The sequence below is a fragment of the Enterococcus sp. AMC1252 genome (genome assembly GCF_058216515.1).
Map to the genome: position 1 here is coordinate 3,166,181 of NZ_CM177097.1, position 20,517 is coordinate 3,186,697.

Annotated in this window: 20 protein-coding genes; 3 read left to right on the plus strand and 17 right to left on the minus strand. The window is 33.7% G+C overall.

The window, feature by feature from the left end:
* Positions 1–72: 72 nt before the first annotated feature.
* Positions 73–471, minus strand: coding sequence for a hypothetical protein (locus AC4BB5_RS14950; RefSeq protein ID WP_490456894.1), 399 nt, complete (start codon positions 469–471; stop codon positions 73–75).
* A gap of 207 nt (positions 472–678) precedes the next feature.
* On the opposite strand from AC4BB5_RS14950, the gene AC4BB5_RS14955 reads away from it, so the two are divergent.
* Positions 679–1,206 carry a helix-turn-helix domain-containing protein gene (locus AC4BB5_RS14955; RefSeq protein WP_490456895.1) on the plus strand — a complete coding sequence of 176 codons (528 nt, stop codon included), beginning with the start codon at positions 679–681 and terminating at the stop codon, positions 1,204–1,206.
* On the opposite strand, the gene AC4BB5_RS14960 is transcribed toward AC4BB5_RS14955, so the two are convergent.
* The 5 genes from AC4BB5_RS14960 to AC4BB5_RS14980 all read right to left on the minus strand — a co-directional run bounded on the left by AC4BB5_RS14960 (position 1,203) and on the right by AC4BB5_RS14980 (position 3,787).
* Positions 1,203–1,670: a DUF5626 family protein gene (locus AC4BB5_RS14960; RefSeq protein WP_490456887.1), complete on the minus strand. Its 468-nt coding sequence runs from the start codon at positions 1,668–1,670 to the stop codon at positions 1,203–1,205. The two genes, AC4BB5_RS14955 and AC4BB5_RS14960, sit on opposite strands and share 4 nt — an antisense overlap.
* A gap of 430 nt (positions 1,671–2,100) precedes the next feature.
* Positions 2,101–2,421 carry a DUF536 domain-containing protein gene (locus AC4BB5_RS14965; RefSeq protein ID WP_490459080.1) on the minus strand — a complete coding sequence of 107 codons (321 nt, stop codon included), beginning with the start codon at positions 2,419–2,421 and terminating at the stop codon, positions 2,101–2,103.
* A 97-nt stretch (positions 2,422–2,518) separates the two neighbouring features.
* Positions 2,519–2,725 carry a hypothetical protein gene (locus AC4BB5_RS14970; RefSeq protein WP_490456896.1) on the minus strand — a complete coding sequence of 69 codons (207 nt, stop codon included), beginning with the start codon at positions 2,723–2,725 and terminating at the stop codon, positions 2,519–2,521.
* A gap of 125 nt (positions 2,726–2,850) precedes the next feature.
* The gene (locus tag AC4BB5_RS14975; RefSeq protein ID WP_490456897.1) at positions 2,851–3,150 is read right to left on the minus strand and encodes a hypothetical protein; all 300 of its coding nucleotides are present in this window, start codon (positions 3,148–3,150) and stop codon (positions 2,851–2,853) included.
* 19 nt (positions 3,151–3,169) lie between these two features.
* The gene (locus tag AC4BB5_RS14980; RefSeq protein WP_490456898.1) at positions 3,170–3,787 is read right to left on the minus strand and encodes a hypothetical protein; all 618 of its coding nucleotides are present in this window, start codon (positions 3,785–3,787) and stop codon (positions 3,170–3,172) included.
* Positions 3,788–3,990: 203 nt separating this feature from the next.
* Between AC4BB5_RS14980 and AC4BB5_RS14985 the strand changes: the two genes are divergently transcribed.
* Positions 3,991–4,518, plus strand: a complete 528-nt coding sequence (locus AC4BB5_RS14985; RefSeq protein WP_490456899.1) for a helix-turn-helix domain-containing protein — start codon at positions 3,991–3,993, stop codon at positions 4,516–4,518.
* Here AC4BB5_RS14985 and AC4BB5_RS14990 read toward each other — a convergent pair.
* The 9 genes from AC4BB5_RS14990 to AC4BB5_RS15030 form a co-directional block, all read right to left on the minus strand.
* Positions 4,515–5,063: a DUF5626 family protein gene (locus AC4BB5_RS14990; RefSeq protein ID WP_490456900.1), complete on the minus strand. Its 549-nt coding sequence runs from the start codon at positions 5,061–5,063 to the stop codon at positions 4,515–4,517. The genes AC4BB5_RS14985 and AC4BB5_RS14990 overlap by 4 nt on opposite strands.
* A gap of 48 nt (positions 5,064–5,111) precedes the next feature.
* A complete protein-coding gene (locus tag AC4BB5_RS14995; protein ID WP_490456901.1) occupies positions 5,112–6,011 on the minus strand; it encodes a prenyltransferase in 900 nt (299 codons plus the stop codon).
* Positions 6,012–6,188: 177 nt separating this feature from the next.
* Positions 6,189–8,012: an APC family permease gene (locus AC4BB5_RS15000; RefSeq protein WP_490456902.1), complete on the minus strand. Its 1,824-nt coding sequence runs from the start codon at positions 8,010–8,012 to the stop codon at positions 6,189–6,191.
* 252 nt (positions 8,013–8,264) lie between these two features.
* Entirely contained in the window at positions 8,265–9,926 is a 1,662-nt protein-coding gene (locus AC4BB5_RS15005; protein ID WP_490456903.1) for a MutS-related protein, read from the minus strand.
* A 114-nt stretch (positions 9,927–10,040) separates the two neighbouring features.
* Positions 10,041–10,376, minus strand: coding sequence for a hypothetical protein (locus AC4BB5_RS15010; protein WP_490456904.1), 336 nt, complete (start codon positions 10,374–10,376; stop codon positions 10,041–10,043).
* Between the two features lie 147 nt (positions 10,377–10,523).
* Positions 10,524–11,687, minus strand: coding sequence for a cation diffusion facilitator family transporter (locus AC4BB5_RS15015; RefSeq protein WP_490459081.1), 1,164 nt, complete (start codon positions 11,685–11,687; stop codon positions 10,524–10,526).
* 667 nt (positions 11,688–12,354) lie between these two features.
* On the minus strand, positions 12,355–15,021 hold the full coding sequence (locus AC4BB5_RS15020) for a YhgE/Pip domain-containing protein (RefSeq protein WP_490456905.1): 2,667 nt from the start codon (positions 15,019–15,021) through the stop codon (positions 12,355–12,357).
* Positions 15,022–15,276: 255 nt separating this feature from the next.
* Positions 15,277–15,504, minus strand: coding sequence for a hypothetical protein (locus AC4BB5_RS15025; protein WP_069646395.1), 228 nt, complete (start codon positions 15,502–15,504; stop codon positions 15,277–15,279).
* A 231-nt stretch (positions 15,505–15,735) separates the two neighbouring features.
* A complete protein-coding gene (locus AC4BB5_RS15030) occupies positions 15,736–17,079 on the minus strand; it encodes an FAD-dependent oxidoreductase (protein ID WP_490456906.1) in 1,344 nt (447 codons plus the stop codon).
* A gap of 181 nt (positions 17,080–17,260) precedes the next feature.
* Between AC4BB5_RS15030 and AC4BB5_RS15035 the strand changes: the two genes are divergently transcribed.
* Positions 17,261–18,742, plus strand: coding sequence for an AcpB/EbpR/MafR family transcriptional regulator (locus tag AC4BB5_RS15035; protein WP_490456907.1), 1,482 nt, complete (start codon positions 17,261–17,263; stop codon positions 18,740–18,742).
* 224 nt (positions 18,743–18,966) lie between these two features.
* On the opposite strand, the gene lepB is transcribed toward AC4BB5_RS15035, so the two are convergent.
* Both lepB and AC4BB5_RS15045 read right to left on the minus strand, forming a co-directional pair.
* Complete coding sequence (gene lepB / locus AC4BB5_RS15040) at positions 18,967–19,815, minus strand: signal peptidase I (RefSeq protein WP_490456908.1); 849 nt, start codon at positions 19,813–19,815, stop codon at positions 18,967–18,969.
* A gap of 289 nt (positions 19,816–20,104) precedes the next feature.
* Positions 20,105–20,491: a LysM peptidoglycan-binding domain-containing protein gene (locus tag AC4BB5_RS15045; protein ID WP_490456909.1), complete on the minus strand. Its 387-nt coding sequence runs from the start codon at positions 20,489–20,491 to the stop codon at positions 20,105–20,107.
* Positions 20,492–20,517 lie beyond the last annotated feature (26 nt).

Below are 20,517 nucleotides of genomic sequence, written 5' to 3' on the forward strand. Positions count from 1 at the left end.
CAGATAATCTTTATTAGTTGCTAAGAGGATTACAACAACTAATAAAGATTAATAAAATAATTAATCAGCTAATTATCTTCCATAATAAGTTTTGGCAGCAGCTGTATCTTCTCCATATGCTGGTTTAAACCAAGGTGAGATTGCTTCGGTTCCACTAGTGCCATATTTTCGCCCAGAAGTTGTTACTACTTTTCCTGTATAATAACGTTCCATCTGTGCAGTAGTATAATGTCTAACTCCTTGCCAAGTTGTCCAACCATGAGCTCTAGAATTGGTTGTTCCAGAAATAACTTTGTTTTCTCTTTTGCCAGTATGCTTTACTGAAGCACGAGGTAAAATGATATTTGGGTTAAGATAATTACCATCAGTTTCTGACCATCCACCAACTTCTTCAGCACTTGCAGTAGTAGGTATACTTAACGCTACTACTGATAAACCCAAAACAAAACAACTAATAAATATTTTTTTCATAAACAAAACCTTCTTTCTTTTTAACATGCCATTATCATTGCATGGGAAGGTTATTTTAGTAAGCACCTATTGGTTTACATTGTGACAACTTATAGTTGCTCCGCTAGTTGCAACCATAAGTTGCTGCTATGTAAACCAATAACTGATAGTTTTTCCATTCAAAATGTCGTATGATTAAGTATAAAAATTTAAGGTGGGGGGATAAGAATGGTTTTAGCTGATCGATTACGTGTACATAGAGAAAATAAAGGTCTTTCACAAGCAGCCGTCGCAGATCAATTGAATGTTTCTCGTCAATCTGTTTCAAAATGGGAAACGGGAAAAGGCTATCCAGATATTGATAATTTAGTATTACTTAGTAAAATTTATGAAGTTTCAATTGACGAACTTGTCCAAGAAAACGAAGTCTTAAAGAGAAAAATTGAAGAAAATAATCAAACGATAGACGATCATCGCAGAAAACTAGATTGGATTTATAATCAGGGAATTGGTGATAAAGACGAAGGGTTACTTTTATTAATTGCTGTTATTGGCTTGTCTGTAGCAACACCGCTAGGTCTGTTTCTGGCACCTATTATTATGAAACGAAATAAAAAAAGCAACACATTTTACATGCTAATTAACATTGTAAGTGTATGCTGCATTTTAATTAATTTGTATTTCACATTTATTATGGTTGGTGACTATCTATTATGGGATCAAAGAATCGAGGTAAACTATACACCTGATTCTTAAGTCAAAACAGAAACATTGAGTTTAGAACCATTTATTTTTGCTCGAAGATTAATAGTAGCTGTAGACGTGCCTACTTTACGCTTTAAATAGTAAGTTGCTTGTTTTGAGTTGTCGATTCGTAAAGATTTGCTAGTAAATGAACCAGAAATAGCGGTAGCACTTGCGTTCTTTGTACCAGTAATTGAATTGTTTTTTACCGTTACCTGATAACTAGCTTTCCATGAACCTCTTCTTTCTGTTGAAACGGTATATGTACCATTTCCTAATGCCCGAGAAAGAGAAGGTTCTCTTTCTATAGTGATAATTATTTCTTCACCTTCATCTGTAACAACACTAGAAGTTTGTTTTGTAGTATCGGATAATGAATAAGTAACGGACTCTTGATTCTCTTCAGCGTGACTAAGGGATCCCTTACCAAAAATACCAAAAAATATTACTGCTTCTAAGATTAATGCCTTTTTCATATTGATCACTCCTTTTTTTGTAATTAAATCGTACAAAAAAAGAGATAGAAAAGAAAGCACCATTCTGTTTGCAGCGTGTCAACTTATAGTTGCACATCAGTAGTAATAAGAATATCAAGCGGATAAACCTTTCTAAATTTTAAATGATCATTCAAATCATTTAAAATTTAGAAAGAGCATAAGGGAAATCTGTACCCAAATGTGTGGGTATCCTAGCAGTGCTAGGTTATTTACGTGGGTACATGAAAAGAGGACTGGGGACATAGTAGCGACCGTATGAAGTCCGTAGTTGGGACATAAGAAGTGCACAAAAAGGGCGTAAATATTTTCTACTAACATATCCACTAGAAGTCATATTGCCCAATTATACCCACCTTTTGAAAAGGTGGGATTTTTGCGTGTAGCGGCTTTCCATCGATCAAACCAAAAATCAGGAATCTTTTCGGAGAAAATGCCACCACTTTTTGTCCGGTATTGAATCAGGATCAGTTTTTGGTTCTTCAGCTGAAGGCTGTTCTTCTTTAGGAGATTGAGATCCAATTTGTAATTGAGCTTCTAGCTGCTCGATTCGTTTATTTGATTGAAGGGTGAGTTGTTGTTGTTGATCCAGTAGCCGCTGCATAGTATTCATTTCTTCATTTTTAATCTGTAATTGTTCACGTAAAAAATTAACTTCAGCGCTTGAATTAGTTGTTGAATTAGTATGTGATTCTGTTGTTGATTTTTCGTTAGAAATCCTTGATTTTATTATGTTTTATTGCCTTTTTGAAATCACATATTTATTGCCTACTTTATTAAGTGAGGAAGTTTTCTTTGTGAAAATAGAACTTCAGGATTGCTCAGCATAGTTATTTTTTATTGATTAAATGAACTCCAATAATTGTTAAAATGAGCAAAGTAGTAATTATAAAAAGAGTTTTTGATATCATGTAACCTGTATCTAATGGGTTACCATCAACAAGAATCATATCAGGTTTAAAACTAAATATTAATGCATCTAATAATGAGACAAGTAAAAGAGAATAACCCAATATCTTTTTATAATTTGATCTCATAGTTGAGTCTCCTATTTTATATCTAATTTTACCATTTTCCTGATGCTCCATTACCAGAAGAGTGTCCACCACCGAAATTTAACCACCAAAAGAATAACATGAAATACACCTCCATTCTAAATTAGTTATTTAAATATTAAATTACTTGAAAAACCTATTATTGCGACTATTATTTCTAATGTTAAAAATAAATACTTATGATTACTGTATTTCCCAGATTTCTCAAAAGCTGTTAAAACAGTTATTAAAATAACTGTTAAGATACCCATAATATAGTTTTTTGGATTAAATGATATATAAATCAAAATACTAGAAAATAATGCTATTCCGATAATATTCAAATAAAGAGAGTATTCTTTAAAAATAGGAATACTTTCCAAATTTATCAAAATAAGAGAAAGTACAAGTAAAATACCAAATATCATTTCAATCCCTCCAATCAGACTATCTGTAAGCGTTAATTCCTTTATTAGTTATGTCTAAAGTTTCTGTAACAGTAATTCGAGCTCCTGCTTTAGTTGTTTTCTTTCTAACAATGCCACGAGCATCATAAAATCTTTTTGTTACTAATCCGCCAATACCTGCAACAACTGAAGCCGCAACTTTAGTTGAAATACCTGGTGCGAACTTAGCAATTAATCCAGCAATAGCAGTTGCGCCACCAGTTGCAGTTGCACAAGTTCCTAAGCTATTAGCTAATTTATTAACTCCTTCTTTATTATAAGCAAAGAAATTAATTCCACCGTTAACAATTTTAGCATTTGTAGACGCAGCTGCTCTACTCATAATTCCTGTTTGTTCACCAAAATAAAATTCTTGACCTTCTGCTTCAGCTAATGTTTTAGCAATTTCTTCATTTCTTTGCTGATCTGGTAAGCTATTTAAACGTTGTACTTCTTTTTCAATTTCCTCAGCTTTTTTTTCTTGTGCTCCAGTTAAATGTAATTCTTCAGAAACTTGTTGAATACTAAGATCTTCAGCCGCCATAACACTAGTAACTGGAATTACAGCTGATCCAAACAAAAAACTACTACATACGATACCAATTAAAACTTTTTTCATAAATAAAACCTTCTTTCTTTTTAACATGCCATTATCATTGCATGGAAAGGTTATTTTAGTAAGCACCTATTGGTTTACATTGTGACAACTTATAGTTGCTCCACTAGTTGCAACCATAAGTTGCTGCTATGTAAACCAATAACTGATAGTTTTTCCATTCAAAATGTCGTATGATTAAGTATAAAATTTTAGGGGGGATAAGAATGGTTTTAGCTGATCGCTTACGTGTACATAGAGAAAATAAAGGTCTTTCACAAACAGCCGTCGCAGATCAATTGAATGTTTCTCGTCAATCTGTTTCAAAATGGGAAACGGGAAAAGGCTATCCAGATATTGATAATTTAGTATTACTTAGTAAAATTTATGAAGTTTCAATTGACGAACTTGTCCAAGAAAACGAAGTCTTAAAGAGAAAAATTGAAGAAAATAATCAAACGATAGACGATCATCGCAGAAAACTAGATTGGATTTATAATCAGGGAATTGGTGATAAAGACGAAGGGTTACTTTTATTAATTGCTGTTATTGGCTTGTCTGTAGCAACACCGCTAGGTCTGTTTCTGGCACCTATTATTATGAAACGAAATAAAAAAAGCAACACATTTTACATGCTAATTAACATTGTAAGTGTATGCTGCATTTTAATTAATTTGTATTTCACATTTATTATGGTTGGTGACTATCTATTATGGGATCAAAGAATCGAGGTAAACTATACACCTGATTCTTAAGTCAAAACAGAAACATTGAGTTTAGAACCATTTATTTTTGCTCGAAGATTAATAGTAGCTGTAGACGTGCCTACTTTACGCTTTAAATAGTAAGTTGCTTGTTTTGAGTTGTCGATTCGTAAAGATTTGCTAGTAAATGAACCCGAAATAGCGGTAGCACTTGCGTTCTTTGTACCAGTAATTGAATTGTTTTTTACCGTTACCTGATAACTAGCTTTCCAGGAACCTCTTCTTTCTGTTGAAACGGTATATGTACCATTTCCTAATGCCCGAGAAAGAGAAGGTTCTTTTTCTATAGTGATAATTAGTTCTTCGCCTTCTTTTGTAACAATGCTAGAAGTTTGTTTTGTAGTGTCGGATAATGAATAAGTAACGGACTCTTGATTCTCTTCAGCGTGACTAAGGGATCCCTTACCAAAAATACCAAAAATATTACTGCTTCTAAGATTAATGCCTTTTTCATATTGATCACTCCTTTTTTTGTAATTAAATCGTACAAAAAAAGAGATAGAAAAGAAAGCACCATTCTGTTTGCAACGTGTCAACTTCTAGTTGCAATACAGTATCTATAGGCTTTTTGACGACTTTATTCACTAAATAATACAACCAATCAAATAAACAATTGGAAAACCAAACATAATCATCGACATGCCTTTCAAAACTAGCGGAAAGGTTTGTTTTTTTATTTGTTGATTAAAATAAGGGCGCATCACCTTTAAGGTTACTGGAAACAGCAACAACATCACCAAGGTCAAAGGCGGCGCTTGATTAACATAAACAGCCAGAATAATCGCAAGATAGCTTAAACATGTCAGGATAAGCAGCAACCAAACACTCTTTTGTTTGCCAAGATAATAGACTAGCGTTTTACGTCCATTTTTGATGTCTTCTTCAAGGTCACAGGTATTATTTGCCAACAAGTTGTTATACATACATAAAAACATCGGCATAAAACTAATCGACATAGTACCTAACGAGGAAAAATTTATCCCCCCACTTTCATAAGTTGCTAAATAAGCACTTAACAACGGAATCATAAAACCACTCAACACAGCTGGAATAAGTTCTGCGATTGGTAAACTATTGATCGGCCTTCTCCCATACGAATAACCAAAACCCATATAATACCCTAAAATACCCAAAACTAGCACCAAACTATCTGTACTAAAAACTAAAATAGCACCAAAAAACAACGAAATGAACAAAAAAAATAAGAAAGTCCTTTTGACTGTTTTTAAAGAAAGATTCCATTTACTGATCGTACTGGTTACCTTCTTATAGTTTTCATCTTTAGCATTTCGATAATCCATGTAATTATTAAATATGTTCATAGTAATGTGATAGAGAAATAAAACAACTAAAAAAATAAGAATACGCCAATTAAAAAAATGACCGTGTATGTAACCACTATAGACCATTCCCAGTAATACCAAAAACCAATCTAACGGAGTTGTGTAGATTTCTCCTAACTCCCATAACATTTTAAATGACATTTCTGCTCCAATCTGAACTTTTTTCATTAACAACTTACAAATGATTATACCTTCTTTCAAGATAGAAGAATAACATTACCCTTTCAGAAACAAAAAAGGGACTAAGTCATCACTCTTCAAGCCATGCCTCAGCCACTTTCAAACCAAATAAATGCTTCTGTCCCAACCTTTTGTCTACTATTTTTTCAAATGATAACTATAGGTGGCAACGACAATATTTTCCCGCCAAGATAACCGTAAACGTAGTCGCAAGCTAGTCTGGTTATGGAGAATATTTTGCCAGCGTCGATTTGGAACAAATTGGGGAATCAAAACGGTCGTTGTATAATTTCGTTTCGCTGAATTTTTACTGACGATATCTACATATCGGAGAATTGGATTGGTGATCGACCGATAAGAAGAATGAACCACAGAAAATCGTATGTCTGGAAAATGTTTTTTAAATTCTGTTTCAATTTCCTGCTCTTTTTCTATATTTTCATCTAATGATACATGCATTGCAACCACATAATCTCCGATTGAACGAGCATAATTTACCGCTCCAACATTGGCTTGCGTCGCATTTCCTACTAAAACAATAACAGTATTCCCATAAAATTCCTGCTGCTTTGTCGTCTCTTCTACACGTAATTGTTCGGCTACATTTTTATAATGAGTATGGATACTGTAAAAAACAAAAATCAAAACGGGCATTATAATAAAGAACGGCCAGATATCCCCTAAACGATACATAAATAAAATAATGATAATTCCATAAGAAATCAAAGCACCCACAATATTGGCAATTGATTTTGACAACCATTTTTTAGTTTCTTTTCGCCATTTAAGCACCATCCCAGTCTGTGATAATGCAAATGGAATGAATACACCGATTGAATATAGCGGAATCAATCGTTCAGTCGAGCCTTGGAAAATCAATAACAACACAACAGAACCAGCTGCTAAGGTCAATATCCCATTTGAATAACCTAAACGATCCCCACGATCCATGTACATGTGCGGCATAAATTTATCTTTTGCTAAATTATAAGCTAACACTGGAAAGGCCGAAAATCCTGTGTTAGCAGCTACAGCTAAAATCAGCGCCGTTGCAAACTGTAGTACATAATAAAGGATATTCTGTCCAAAGACTGCCTTTCCAATTTGGGCAAGCACAGTCACTTCTGTCTGAGGAACAATCCCATACCAATAATTGATAAACGTGATTCCAACAAAGAAAAAGCCTAAAATTGCGGCCATCAACGTTAATGTCCCAGCTGCATTTTTTGCTCTAGGTTTTTTAAAAAAAGGAACCGCATTACTAATTGCTTCAACCCCAGTCAAAGATGATGAACCAGAAGAAAATGCACGTAAAATCAAAGCAATCGTGATTCCAGGAACCACAGTGCCAGGGATTGCTGTAGCATGCAAGGGCACCGCTCCAGTAATAATTTTGAATAAACCTGTTGCAATCAGCAATGTAATAACAGCAATAAAACTATACACAGGAAACATCAAAAAACTAGCTGATTCTCTTAACCCACGCAGATTCATCAACATGATCAGCAAAACTATGACGATCGAAATTGCTACTTGGTGACCATATAATTCAGGCACTGCTGATATAATCGCCTCAGCCCCTGCCGAAACTGAAACCGCAACTGTCAACATATAATCAACTAATAACGATCCGCCAGCCACTAAACCTGCATTCTTTCCTAAATTCTCACTACTGACAACATAAGCTCCGCCACCATGAGGGTAAGCGTGAATGATTTGCCGATAAGATAAAGTTAATGAAATAAGTAAAATAATAACAAAAGCAGCAATCGGCAATGAATACCATATAGCAGCAGCGGATAACGTAACGAGTACGACCACGATTTGTTCTGTACCATAAGCAATTGAAGATAAAGCATCCGATGACAATAAGGCCAGCGCTGCCAATCGACTTAATTTATGCTCATCATTCTCAGTAGATTTTAAAGGTTTTCCGATAAATAATCGTTTTAAATAGTCCACTTGGTCAATCTCTCCTTCTCTGATTTTTTTCTCATCTTTTTTCAGAAAAAAACATGGTTTTTCCATAAACAATCACATATGCTACGCTCATAAATTACGATTGTCAATTATTTACTTGTTAAACTCTTGAAATATTCATTCCTTCCTCTTTTTTTATTAAAGTAATTCTTAGGTCTTTATTTTTCTTTCTCTTATCAAGACTATCTTCCGAAAAAAAAAGGACCTGCTTAAGAGCTGTCCTTGTCTTGATCCTTATTTTAATGTTTGCCAAGTGCGATGTTTATCAAAATAATCTGCTTCTCTTTTTGCTTGCTCAACGACGCTTTTGGGATAATTCAATACATGTAACAATTGAATGGCATTTCTGGTTGTGGCAGGACCTTGTTTCAAACAGTAATCGAAGGTCACCCCTTGTTCTTTCGTTACTTGTTCTTCAAAATGAACATTATCGCATGATTCTTTTAATATTTCTGTCAGCTCGATATCATGAGTGGCAACAAAAGCTAGCGATGGGTAATTACCTAGCCAATGAATCATACTGGATGAGGCAGAAATTCGTTCGATTGTATTTGTTCCTTTTAATATTTCATCAATAAAACACAGGCAAGGGACTTTCGTTTCGGCAAGATCTAACACTCGTTTGACGGACTTCGTTTCTGCTACAAAATAACTGTCTCCTTCAAAAATATCATCTTCAACCGCCATTGAGGTCAAGATATGGCCAAATGGCAATTGAAACTTAGTTGCTAAGGCTGTGTGGATCGTCGCAGAAAGGATACAGCTGATTGCTACACTTTTGACATAGGTTGACTTACCTGAAGCATTAGAACCTGTTACAAGGGTGTTTTTTGCCCAATTCACCTCATTTGGTACAGGTGTTGCTAGTAAAGGATGGTAAACTTCTGTTCCAGTCACTACAACCTCATCCGAAAATACTGGCTGACTTGTATCAGGCATTATCGTTCGAAAATTTAGAACAGCTGCTGCAACTTCTAATTCTCCAAGTAAACGCCACATCTCTTTTGCTTGAATCTCATTATTTGCTAGCTTCTTCAATACAAAATTATACGAAATAAATGGCAACATAAAAACCATTGCTAAATAATCAAACATCATTTCAGCTTCACTATTTGACTTCATTCTAAAAGAAATACCAAATTTAGTCATTGAGGCAAGTGGTTTAAGATTTTTTGCTAGCGCTTCTTGAAACGGCGTTTTTATCTTCTCTAGCTTTTTTGCGCAAGCAACCGTTTGAACCAGATACCCCATACAGATTAATTCTCTCTGTAATTTTTCTTTCTTTATCAGATAATAGACAACATTAAATATGATGGATCCTAAAAGTAATACAACTGACAACGTCATTGGGAATATTAGCACAATTAGTAAAGCAGCTATCGGCAATAACCCACAGAATAAATAGAATGCTGTATTTGGTAACTTCTGATCTTTTGTTTCGCTTAAATAACTTTCAACATGATTATTATCTTGTTTCCCTAGACAGGCAAACTGAAATTGAATTTCTTCTCGGGTAGTCGGTTTTTGCTTATAATATGCAATCAATGTTTCTAAACGATCATGACTTTTTTCAGAGAAGTTAAAATTACGTAATCGTTGGTATAGAGCTTCCGATCCTACACTTGAATAGGTTCCATTAATACGTTCAAATAAAGCAAATCCTTCTAGATCATACCAAGTAATGTCATCGATCTCACTATCGTAACTTCTATATTTTTTTGCCTTGCGCCATGCTTCTTTTAAACTCTCTTCTTTATCAAAAAAACGTGCGCTAGGAAATGTCCCCCATTTGCTTTTGACCATTGCCTTTAATTTGAAACGATTATACATTTCCATAGCAATAATGATCAAAATAATGAGTCCAACAAATCCTACTACGAGCAACCGAGCTTCCATTCAACCTCCCCCTTTTCATTTTTAGTATAGGAGTTTGTAGTCTTACATACAAGAAAAAGATTAATATCCATTGCTTTTCGCGTAAAAAAAAGAATGAGTTAGCTCTCATTCTTTTTATTGAAAATACTCTCGATTCATGCTTTCATATTCATCCAGGTTCCATTCTTGAATTTCTGGTGTCTCTACAACATTTCGTTTTGAATAGTCAAGACCTATAGGTTTAGAGTACTGAGCATTTGAAGTCAACATGTGAGAAATTGTTTCATCCTGCATTTTTATAATATGTTTTAAACGGACTTTCTCCAACTTTAAATCCGTGATTTCTTCTTGCTGCAACTCTTTTTTTCCTAATAAACCCCTTAAAAATTGTTTGTCCCTAACAATAACCAATGTTAAAACAACGATTACAACAACCAAAAAATATAGCACCAATAATAAATTAGTATCCATTTTTATAATTCCTCCTAACAGTCCATTCCTATGTTACCACGTTAAAAGTTTATATTTTCTCATTTTTTTAGTAAAAACAACTGTTTTTATATATTTTTTTGAGAAAACAAATGGATTAATATCTTTTTTTTATAATTCTTAATAAATTTAAAGTAGATAATTGTGATCAAAGGTAACTTCTACTGTATAATCACCAATTTTTCTATAAACCTGTTCTTGCAAACGAATTTTTAATTCCTGATCTGTCGCTTTAAAATGATTGGGCACAACTAAATCAAATAAAATGCGCGGCTTTCCACCATGATCCACCAAACGAATATCATGTCCTCTAAGCTCGGTATTGATTCCTTTAATAATTTTCTTCAGCTCTTGATGAATAAATTGTTGTCTTTGATCATGTAAATTTACTGGATCGATATGGCAAACAAGGTCAACACCTAGTTGCTCTTCGAATTTCTTTTCAATCTCGTCGATTGTTTCGTGAGCTTGTGTTAAATCCCACCGATCGTCGATTTCAATATGCACTGATGCAAATGTTTTATTCGGTCCATACTGATGGATCAATAAGTCATGATAGCCTACAATTCCTGAAACCGATGATAAATATAACTTCATTTCATCAATAGCAGCTTGATTCGGTCGTAATCCCATCAACTCATTCACAAATTCCCGAATCAACTGTAACCCGCTAAAAATAATATAGCAGGCAATCACTAATCCGACAATTCCATCTATTTTCAGCCCAGTGATACCTTCAACTGTTGCTGATACTAGGACTGCAATCGTTGTAAACACATCATTCAAACTGTCTTTAGCTGTTGCAATCAACGTATTTGAATCAATTTTCTTAGCAACACGCTTATAAAAAACACTTTGCCAGACTTTGATCACAATAGACAATAGCAACACAATCAAAATCACAGGACTTACTTTGATACTCTGCGGATCTTTGATTCGATCGATCGACGTCATGAAAAACTGAAACCCAACAAATGTAATCAACAATGAAACCAACATGCCACTGATATACTCAAATCGTTCGTGTCCATATGGATGTTCTTCATCTGCCGGTTTACCAGAAATATAAAAGCCGACCAACGTTAGAACGGATGATACTGTATCTGATAAGTTGTTCATTGCATCTGCCATAATCGATACACTACCTGAAATCAAGCCAATTAATAATTTAGCTACAAAAAGCAGCAAATTGGATATTAAACCGACAATCCCAGAAAAAATCCCAAATGCTGTTCGAATATCTGAACTTTTTTGTTGTCTTTTTTCAAAACGATCTATTAAAAAATTTATCATCATAACCCCTACCTCGTTTTTAGCATATCTTAAAACTATAAAATGATTTTAGGAATTTGTATAGTAAAATACTACTTTTATTAGTGACTTTTTATTGTTTAGAACACCCCAAGTTGATTGATGGGTAGTCTTTGTTTTTTTGTTAGGGATGCCTTGAAAGGCTATTATAAAATTTTGGATACTTTCTTATCGTTTTTTTACCAATATACACCACGTAGTGTACCTAAATGGATTGATTTCCCAGAACTTTTCTACTTTTGAAACGTAGTTTACGACTTGTTCAGCCAATATAATGACTTCCCATTTATCTGTTGGAAACAGTTTTTTGATTTCTTCCTCGTCAAAATAATGGTGGATAACCCCTTGTTCTTGCCCTTTGTTTAAGGAAATTCTTTTTTTATAAGCTCTGCAAATTTAATCACTTCTGGTTCAGGCATCAATTCAATATTGCTTTTATCATAAAATAAAGTATTCCAATCCGGCATTTTTTCTTCCACCTTCCTCAATACATACTTTCTATCTGTCTCATTCAAAGATACCATTAGTCAATTTCGATATCCATTTAATCCTAATCATATCTAGCGTAAACCTCTTATAGAAACAAAACTCTGCAGATAAAAAACTGTGGAGAAAATAAATATTTCTCCACAGTTTCATTTTGTTCTCTTTAATGGAAGATATGACTCTCATGAGAGACCTTCGCTAATTTCTTCGTTTTTTCCTCGATATAAGGATATAGGAAAATCCCTAGTGCGCAGAAAACGATCGTAATACCACTTAAGATGATGATTGCCTTCCAAGCATTTGGCCAATAAATTCCGCCAGCCGATTCTCTCAATAAATTCACCGCATGAGTAAATGGTAAAAACGGATTAATAAATTGGAAGAACTTCCCAGAAACTTGTATTGGATAATTTCCCCCACCGCCAGAAATAGACAGTACTAAGATAATGATTGCAGCTCCTTTTCCGACATTACCAAAAAGTGCCACTAACACGTACACCATCATCATAAAGGCCAAGGCAATCAATAATGCAAACAAGACACTATAAAATGGTTGTCTAACATCTACGCCTAATACGAAATAATTTCCTAATGTAACAATCATTGCTTGCGCTAAGCCCATCACTAAGAAGGTTAACATTCTTGCAGAAAATTGTTCTCGTTTAGAAAATTTACCACGGTCTTTTTCCTCTAAATAGAAATCAGTTGTCGCAACACTTGAAAATAAAACAGCTCCGACCCATAAACACAATGCCGTATAAAATGGTGTGCTTGATGAACCATTATTCGCAATCGGATAAATTTTATTTTCAGATACCTCAACTGGTTTCGCAAAGAAGTCACTTTCAGCATTGGCATCCAGTTTAAGCAATTTTATTACTTGACCAAGGTCAACATCCTTTTCACCTTTTCGGATTGCTTCAGCCGCTTTATGCAGGCCAGTTTTGATGTTTGGCCAATCATTTTGAACTAAGTCATTGGCTTTATCTAAAGCAGACTCCAAATCCGGCATTTTGTCATTGACTGTTTTTAACGTATCTGTGATATTGTTTCTGATTCCTGGGTAATCATTTTGAATGAAGTTTGCTGCTAACCCAAGTTTGTCTTCTATAACAGGTAATTCATTATTGTAAAGTTCTGCCCCTTTATTGATACCATTTACAATCGTGTCCATATGACCATTCAACAAAACGTTGGCATCATGGACTTCCTGTTTGATTGCAGGTAGCTCTGCTTGGTATTTTTCTAAGATGCCAATTGCATTTGAGACGGTAGCTTGTGTTGAGTTAAGTAATGAAGCAAAATCAATTTGTTTCGCTTGATTAAGTAAACCTTGAGCGGTACTGATCGTTGCGATCAATTTCGTTAAAATATCATTGACCATCGTTGAAACTGCATCAACATCAATACTTAAGGCTGTCGTAGCAATTTCATTTGCTGCATTTTGAATAGCTTCCAAGTCAGCATCCGTAATGGCATTTACATCTAAACTATCAACTTTAGATTTTAAAACTGAAATCAAGTTGCTAACTGTTGTTAACTTATCAATAGTGGGCTGTAAATCTTGGTTTCCAGCTGCTTCTTGGATTTGAGTCAACGTTTGGATCAATTGTTGAATGACTGCTTGCTGTTGTCCTAGACTAGTTGATAGCTGTTGTTTCAACATTTCGCGTTCCTCTGGTGTCAAACGGTTGTCTCTAAATTGCTCGACAACGGATGCAACACTGGAACTAATTGTTCCAATTGCTTGTAAAGTTACTTTCATACTGCTAGTGATGCCTGGCAATGCTTCTTGTAATTTCGCTGCACCGTCACTTGTTGCAGTTGCTAATTGATCGGCTTGATTTCCAAGATTTTCAATATCCGGTAGAGCCGTTTGAACTTGTTCAATAATGGTTAAACCTTGTTTAGCTTCATTGATTCCTTCGGTCATTGTTTGCTCTACGGAAGCGAAATCTTCATCGATCATCGCTAATTGTTTTCCCGCATTTTGAATTTCAGGAATTTTTTGCTGTAATGTTAAAATAACTTTAGCCTGCTCTTTGATCGTTGGCATCTTGTTATTTAAATCAACTAATTTCGCTCCTAATGCATCCACTTCAGGCAAGTATTCAACAAATTCGTTTGCTTTTGCTAGTTTTGTTTTTAATTCTGGCATTTTCCCATGCAATGCCACAACTTCTTGCGTATACTTATCGATTTGCGCAATATTCTCATCTGTCGAAAGGATCATATTTTTCACTTTTGTAATGCTAACTAAATTGGAATCTAAATTATACCCAATATCATTAAACACATTAACTAGCGTACCACTAGCTGTCTTAGTAAATTCATCTGTGATTTGCGCTTGTAAAGAAGATGCACCCTTTTCTGCGATCTTTGGGGCAATCGCATTGATTTTTTCATTGATCGAATAGTCTATTTTAGGCTTTGTGATTTCTCCTGTCGTAAAACTTAATAAGTCTTTAGAGAAGTCTTTGGGCAAATAAATACCAGCATAATATTTACCTGATCGTACTCCTTTATCTAATTCCTGTTTGGAGTCAACAAATCGCCAACCTAATTGCTTATTTTCATGAAGATTTTTCAGAACTTCCTCACCAATATTCACTTTTTTGTCTTTGAAAGTCGCAGCTTGATCATCACTATAGACTGCAATCGGCAACTCTCCTGTGTTTGCATAAGGATCCCATAATGCTTTAATATTGAACCATGCATAAAGTGATGGAATAATCATCAGTGCAATAATCAAAAATGTAGCGATCGGGTTTTTAAAAATGCGTTGCCAATCTAGTTTAAATAACTTCAATGTATTTTTTATATGTTTCATCCTGCTCACCTACTCTTTTTAATGACTGATATACTTTAGCATAATCATTTTATCAATAACAAATGAAAAATCCATTTTTTGTCCATTTCTACGACAGGTTTCTAAAACTGTCGTAGAGATTACCTATTTATATCTATTTCTACAACTCGCCTAACTGATTTTTCGAGCTTTACTTCTATTATTATGAAACTTTCTGACACCTAAAAAAAAGACAAACTCATCCGAATGAATCAGCTTGCCCTTAATTTGTACTGCTTATAGTTTTGCTGAAAACTCTGATACCACTTTCTTTACTTCATTCACTGAATCAGGATCTAAATAAGAAAGCGCTCTAGGAACCACACTCATAAGATACATCTTATCGAGCTTATCCGTTGATCTTCTCTCCATCAATTCTGCCAGCAAATGTTTCATGTCTTCTTGATGATCCGCTTTTGTCCGATCCATAATGAAGTCATAAAATTTCTTTTCGTCTGCTTTCATCGACTATGCCTCCTAGAATTTTATTCTATTATAAACTTAAATAATAATAAGTAGAAGTAATTTGCTTTTTTTTATAAAAATAAAATGACAAAAAACAGCAATAACAAAAATCATTTTGTCTTGCTGTCTCTAGAATTAACAGGAAAAACTCTGCTTGCCTTCTATTATTTTACATTTCTTCCTATGTCTAAGCGATAATTCGATCATATAATAACCTATGTTATCTACCAATCACACTTTATACTTTTCAATTAAAAATTCATACGCTGCACGGCTAATAATTCCCATCGGTTGATTGATTCCTGGATTAAAGTAAAAATCCATTGTAACTAGCTCTTCTAATGTTGTTTCTTTATCGATTGCTAATGATAAGGTATTTATTGATTGCGTAATATCTTTTTCAGACATCAACTGCCCGCCAATTAATTTGTGCGATCCTTTTTCGAAGACCATCTTGATATGTACTTCTTCCTGTAATTTAAGGTATGGCAACTGACATGGTAATGTTAAAAAGATACTCTCAACTTCAATTCCTTCAAACTTCGCTTCTATTTCGGTTAAGCCTGTACTAGCAATATAGCTATTGAAAATTTTTGTTGCAGTTGTTTTTTGCGTCATATTGTATTTCATATGATGTCCTAGTACATTCATTGCAGCAACTGTTGCACTACGTACAACATTATTTACTAAAGGAATAAACGACTTGCGATAACTATTACGAACAGGGTAAGAAATAACATCACCTAAAGCAAAAATATCTGGATCACTGGTTTGCATATGTTCATTGACGCGAACAGTTCCATTTGCATTTAAATCTAAAAACTCTTTCACTAATGTAGTATCTGGACGAGCGTTAACTGCCACAATCACGTAATCATTTCTAATTTCTTCATTTGTTGTTTGCGTGATAAATATCTCTTCATCTATATCTGAAAATCCAATAACACTTTCATTTAAATGAAGGTTCACTCCGGAAGCTTGAATTTTTTGTTCAATTAAAGAAGACAATTCCTTATCTAAATAACGAAAAAGGACGGAGTCCGAACTTTCAATCAAATGAACTTCTTTCCCATGATCTTTCAAAGCATCACATAATTCTACACCAATGTATCCACCTCCAACAATCGAGATAGATTTTGCTTCTTCCAATCTTTCTAATACTTCTACAGAACTTGGATAACTTTTAAACACAGTTACTTTATCCTTGCTTGGTAATGTTAAATTTGTTGAAAACTGATTTGAACCTGTTGCAAGGATTAATTTGTCATAATTTATTTCTGTTATTTTCTTATTAATATCTTCATAAATAATAGTTTTCTTATCTGAATTGATACTAGTCACTGTAGCATTGAGTAAAATGTCCACATCTTTTTTTTCCAACTCTTCTGAGGTAAGATACCTCACATTATCCAATTCATCCACTAACTGATTCATTCTCAATATGATTCCGCTTGAAACAAAACTGATTTCACTTCTTTTTTCAATTAGAACAACCTCAGTTTGAGGATTTAATTTCTTTAAGGTCAATGCTGCTTGAAGCCCACCGTGAGAGGCTCCTATGATTACTACTTTCACTAAGGTTATCTCCTTTCAATCAAACAAACCCTTATTATTTGTATAAATATGAATTGCACTATATTCCATTATATATAAAATTTCAATTTTTTTATATAATAATAAACAGGAAATTTCTTTTTATAAGTTGCGTATTGCCATTTTGTTATGAATCAAGTATCCTTAAAGTGAGGTGTCTATTATGCTAAAACGAGATTTTTTAGAAAAGCCCTTCGATTATATGAATGATATATTATTATTTTTATACAACAATCAAGGCAAAGCGACAAAAAATGAGCTAGTTAGTGAATTCCAAATTAGCTTACCAACATTAAATGAATATTTGTCTTTTCTACAAAGTTTTCTTGAAGAAAATCAAGTAAGTGAATACGTAGAAATAACATTAAAAGGTGAAAATATTTCTTTAAAAAAGCAACCAACTTTTCCATTAAAAAAAGTTGTTGTCCTTTTTCTAGAAAAATCAATTAAATTTCAAATGGTCAATCAGTTATTCACAAAAGGTGAATTGACATGTGATTATTTCCAGTTGAATTATGCAATCAGTTCTGCCACTTACTATCGTAAAATTACTGAGCTTAATGACCTTTTAAAAGAATTCCGACTGCAAATCAAACGCGGCAAACTCATCGGAGAAGAAAAACAGATTCGCTATTTTTTCTTTAGCTTTTTTTGGTTTCTTTTTGAAGATAAGTCAAGTTTGGAAAAAGAGACGGCTAATCAATATCTTGGTTTTGTAGATATTTTAAAAGAATCTCTTAATCTGGTGTTTGATCCAACCGAAGTGTTGCAAATTAAATTGTGGATGAAAATATCTTTTAGGCGACTGACAACGGAATACAATCCTGTCATCAGCCCAAATTATGATTATCCCGATCGTCCGCTATTTGAAGAAATCAATTTGGCCTTACATACATATATGAAAAAAATCGACCGTCCATATACTATTTATGAAGCATACATGTTTTATGACTTCTTTTGTTCTATGCATAATTTTTCCCCCAATTCTTCTTTTGCTTTTAGATTGGCTGAAAAACAACGCAGGGAAAGTTCTTACTTAAACTATATGAATAAAGTTATCTTAAAATATCTAAAGCAACAGGGATATTTATCGAGCTATGCTTCATCCGCTCGATTACTGTATATTGAAAATCTTTTGTTCCAGCTGCATTCCCAACTTTATTATTTTGATGGTTTTATCTTGGCTTTTGATAGCTGGACTGTAAAATCTATCGTCAATGCTCACCGCCATCCGTTTTCGGGTAACGAAGTTTTTGAGTTGATGGATATTGCCACTAAGAAATTTGATCAAGATGGTGAAAAAGGCAGTTATAAAAATAAATTCACTGAAATTCACTATACGATCATCTTAAATCATATTGCTGAATTAAATGAAGAAAAAATCTCAATTGGCGTCTATCATTCACTGAATCCCTTTATTGGTGAATTAGTTATTCAACATTTAACGAATGTTTTAGGTCACAAATATCCAATAAAAGCCGAAGCCTTCAAGGAAGAAAGTCATTATGATATATTACTTTCCAATATTTATAGTGAAGTCATATCTGAAAAACAAGAATTAGTCTATATCTTTTCTGACATTGGTAATAGCTATGATATGACCGAAATTGAAAAACTGATTCTTCAATTGATTGACACAAGATAAAACACTTTTTAATTCTATGTCCTATTAATTGAAATTATAACAGAGAACACTGACTTGATGTTCTCCGTTTTCTTGATACCTATTAAATTTAATGAGAATAATCGCAAATTTGAAGCAAAATAATTTGTTTTTTCATTTAATATTATTTTCGGAGTCCCCTTGAAAGTTAATGTTTTTTCATTTATTAATAAAAATAAAAAAAACGATATAAACTTATCGTTTTTTTATTTTATCCAACCAATATTATCGAATGGAGCAAATCTAAAGGAAACAACCCCCTCAATAGCTTGACCATCAACTAATCCAAAAGCTCTACTATCGCTAGAGTTATTTCGATTATCTCCTAATACAAAATAATATCCTTTAGGAATTTTCTTTAATTGAGACATTTGATCTAAACACTCTTCTGACACACTTACTTTAATTGTTCCATCTGGAAGTTCACTAGCAGCAGATAATTCTGAAGCTTTTGGTAATGATTCCGCTTGATGGTTGATAAATAAGTCACTACCTTCTGTCCAAACAAGATCTCCAGGCATCCCTATGACTCGTTTTACATACTGAAAATCACTTTTGACTGGTGGCTTAAATGTAATAACCTCATATCTTTTGGGTTCTTTCGTTCGTCGAACAATAACCCGATCTTTATTTAACAGAGTTGGTTTCATTGAGTCTCCATCCACCATATGCGGAGATGTATTTAAGATAAAGAAAAACACAAAAATTGCGAATAATACCACTGGGAGCATGAATTTAACAATTTCAATAATGTTTTCTTTTCTTTTTTTCTTCTTTCTTCTTTCAAATTCTTCTTTGGTTATTTTTTTCTTTTTTCTCTTTTTATTAGCTGGCACATTTTTTCTTATTTGCTCTTCTTTTGGTCTTGATTTAACTTTAAGTTCTTCATTTATTGATTCGATCCGCTCTCTAGATTGTATCTGTTTCTTTCTAGGTTCAGTTTTCGGATGTCTTTTTTTCTTATTTTTGGTTCTATTTTGGGATTTTTTGTTTTTATTGAGTTTTCTTTTTAGTTGTCGTTTTAGTCGTTCAAAACGTTCTTTTATCTCATCCATGATACACCTCAATCATACCGATTAATACTCTTAATTAAGAATAACAGACTGCTGTATATTTTTCCATACAAAACTAGCTAGGCTTGAAAAGCACCTCAGGATTTAACTTCTCTACTATTAACAAAACTAACTTCTTTTTGTCATCGGATAGCTACAACATCTCCCAATTCTTTTACTACGATAGTTTTCTTACATTTAAAAAAGTGAGTGAGGCAAAACTTTGAAAGTTTTACTCCACCCACCTAAATTCAGTCAATCCTTTTTGATATCAAGTAATACTAGTTTACTATCACTCTAACACTAATTCCTGTCCTTCAACAATCACACTGTTACTTAGTTGATTTTTATTCATTAATGTTTGGATCGACAGACCTGAATCTTGAGCAATTTCCCATAACGTCTGACCTGTTTTTACAAGATAGACTTCTTTAGGAACTTCTTTTTCTTCAGTGACGGTATTTTCTGTTGTTTCTTTCTGTTGTTCTGGTTCTGGAGTTGAAGGAGTTGGAGCTGGTGTTGCTGCAGGTTCTCCCCCCGCAGTTGCTGGTGTAGATATAGCTCCTCCTACCGATGCTCCTAAGATCAATGAACTAGACATAAAGTATATCGCAGTACTAAACAATATTGTAGAAAAAATCAACAGTATAGCATGTTTTTTATTGATTCGTTTTTTCATATTGTTCTTCCCTTCATTTGTTCTTT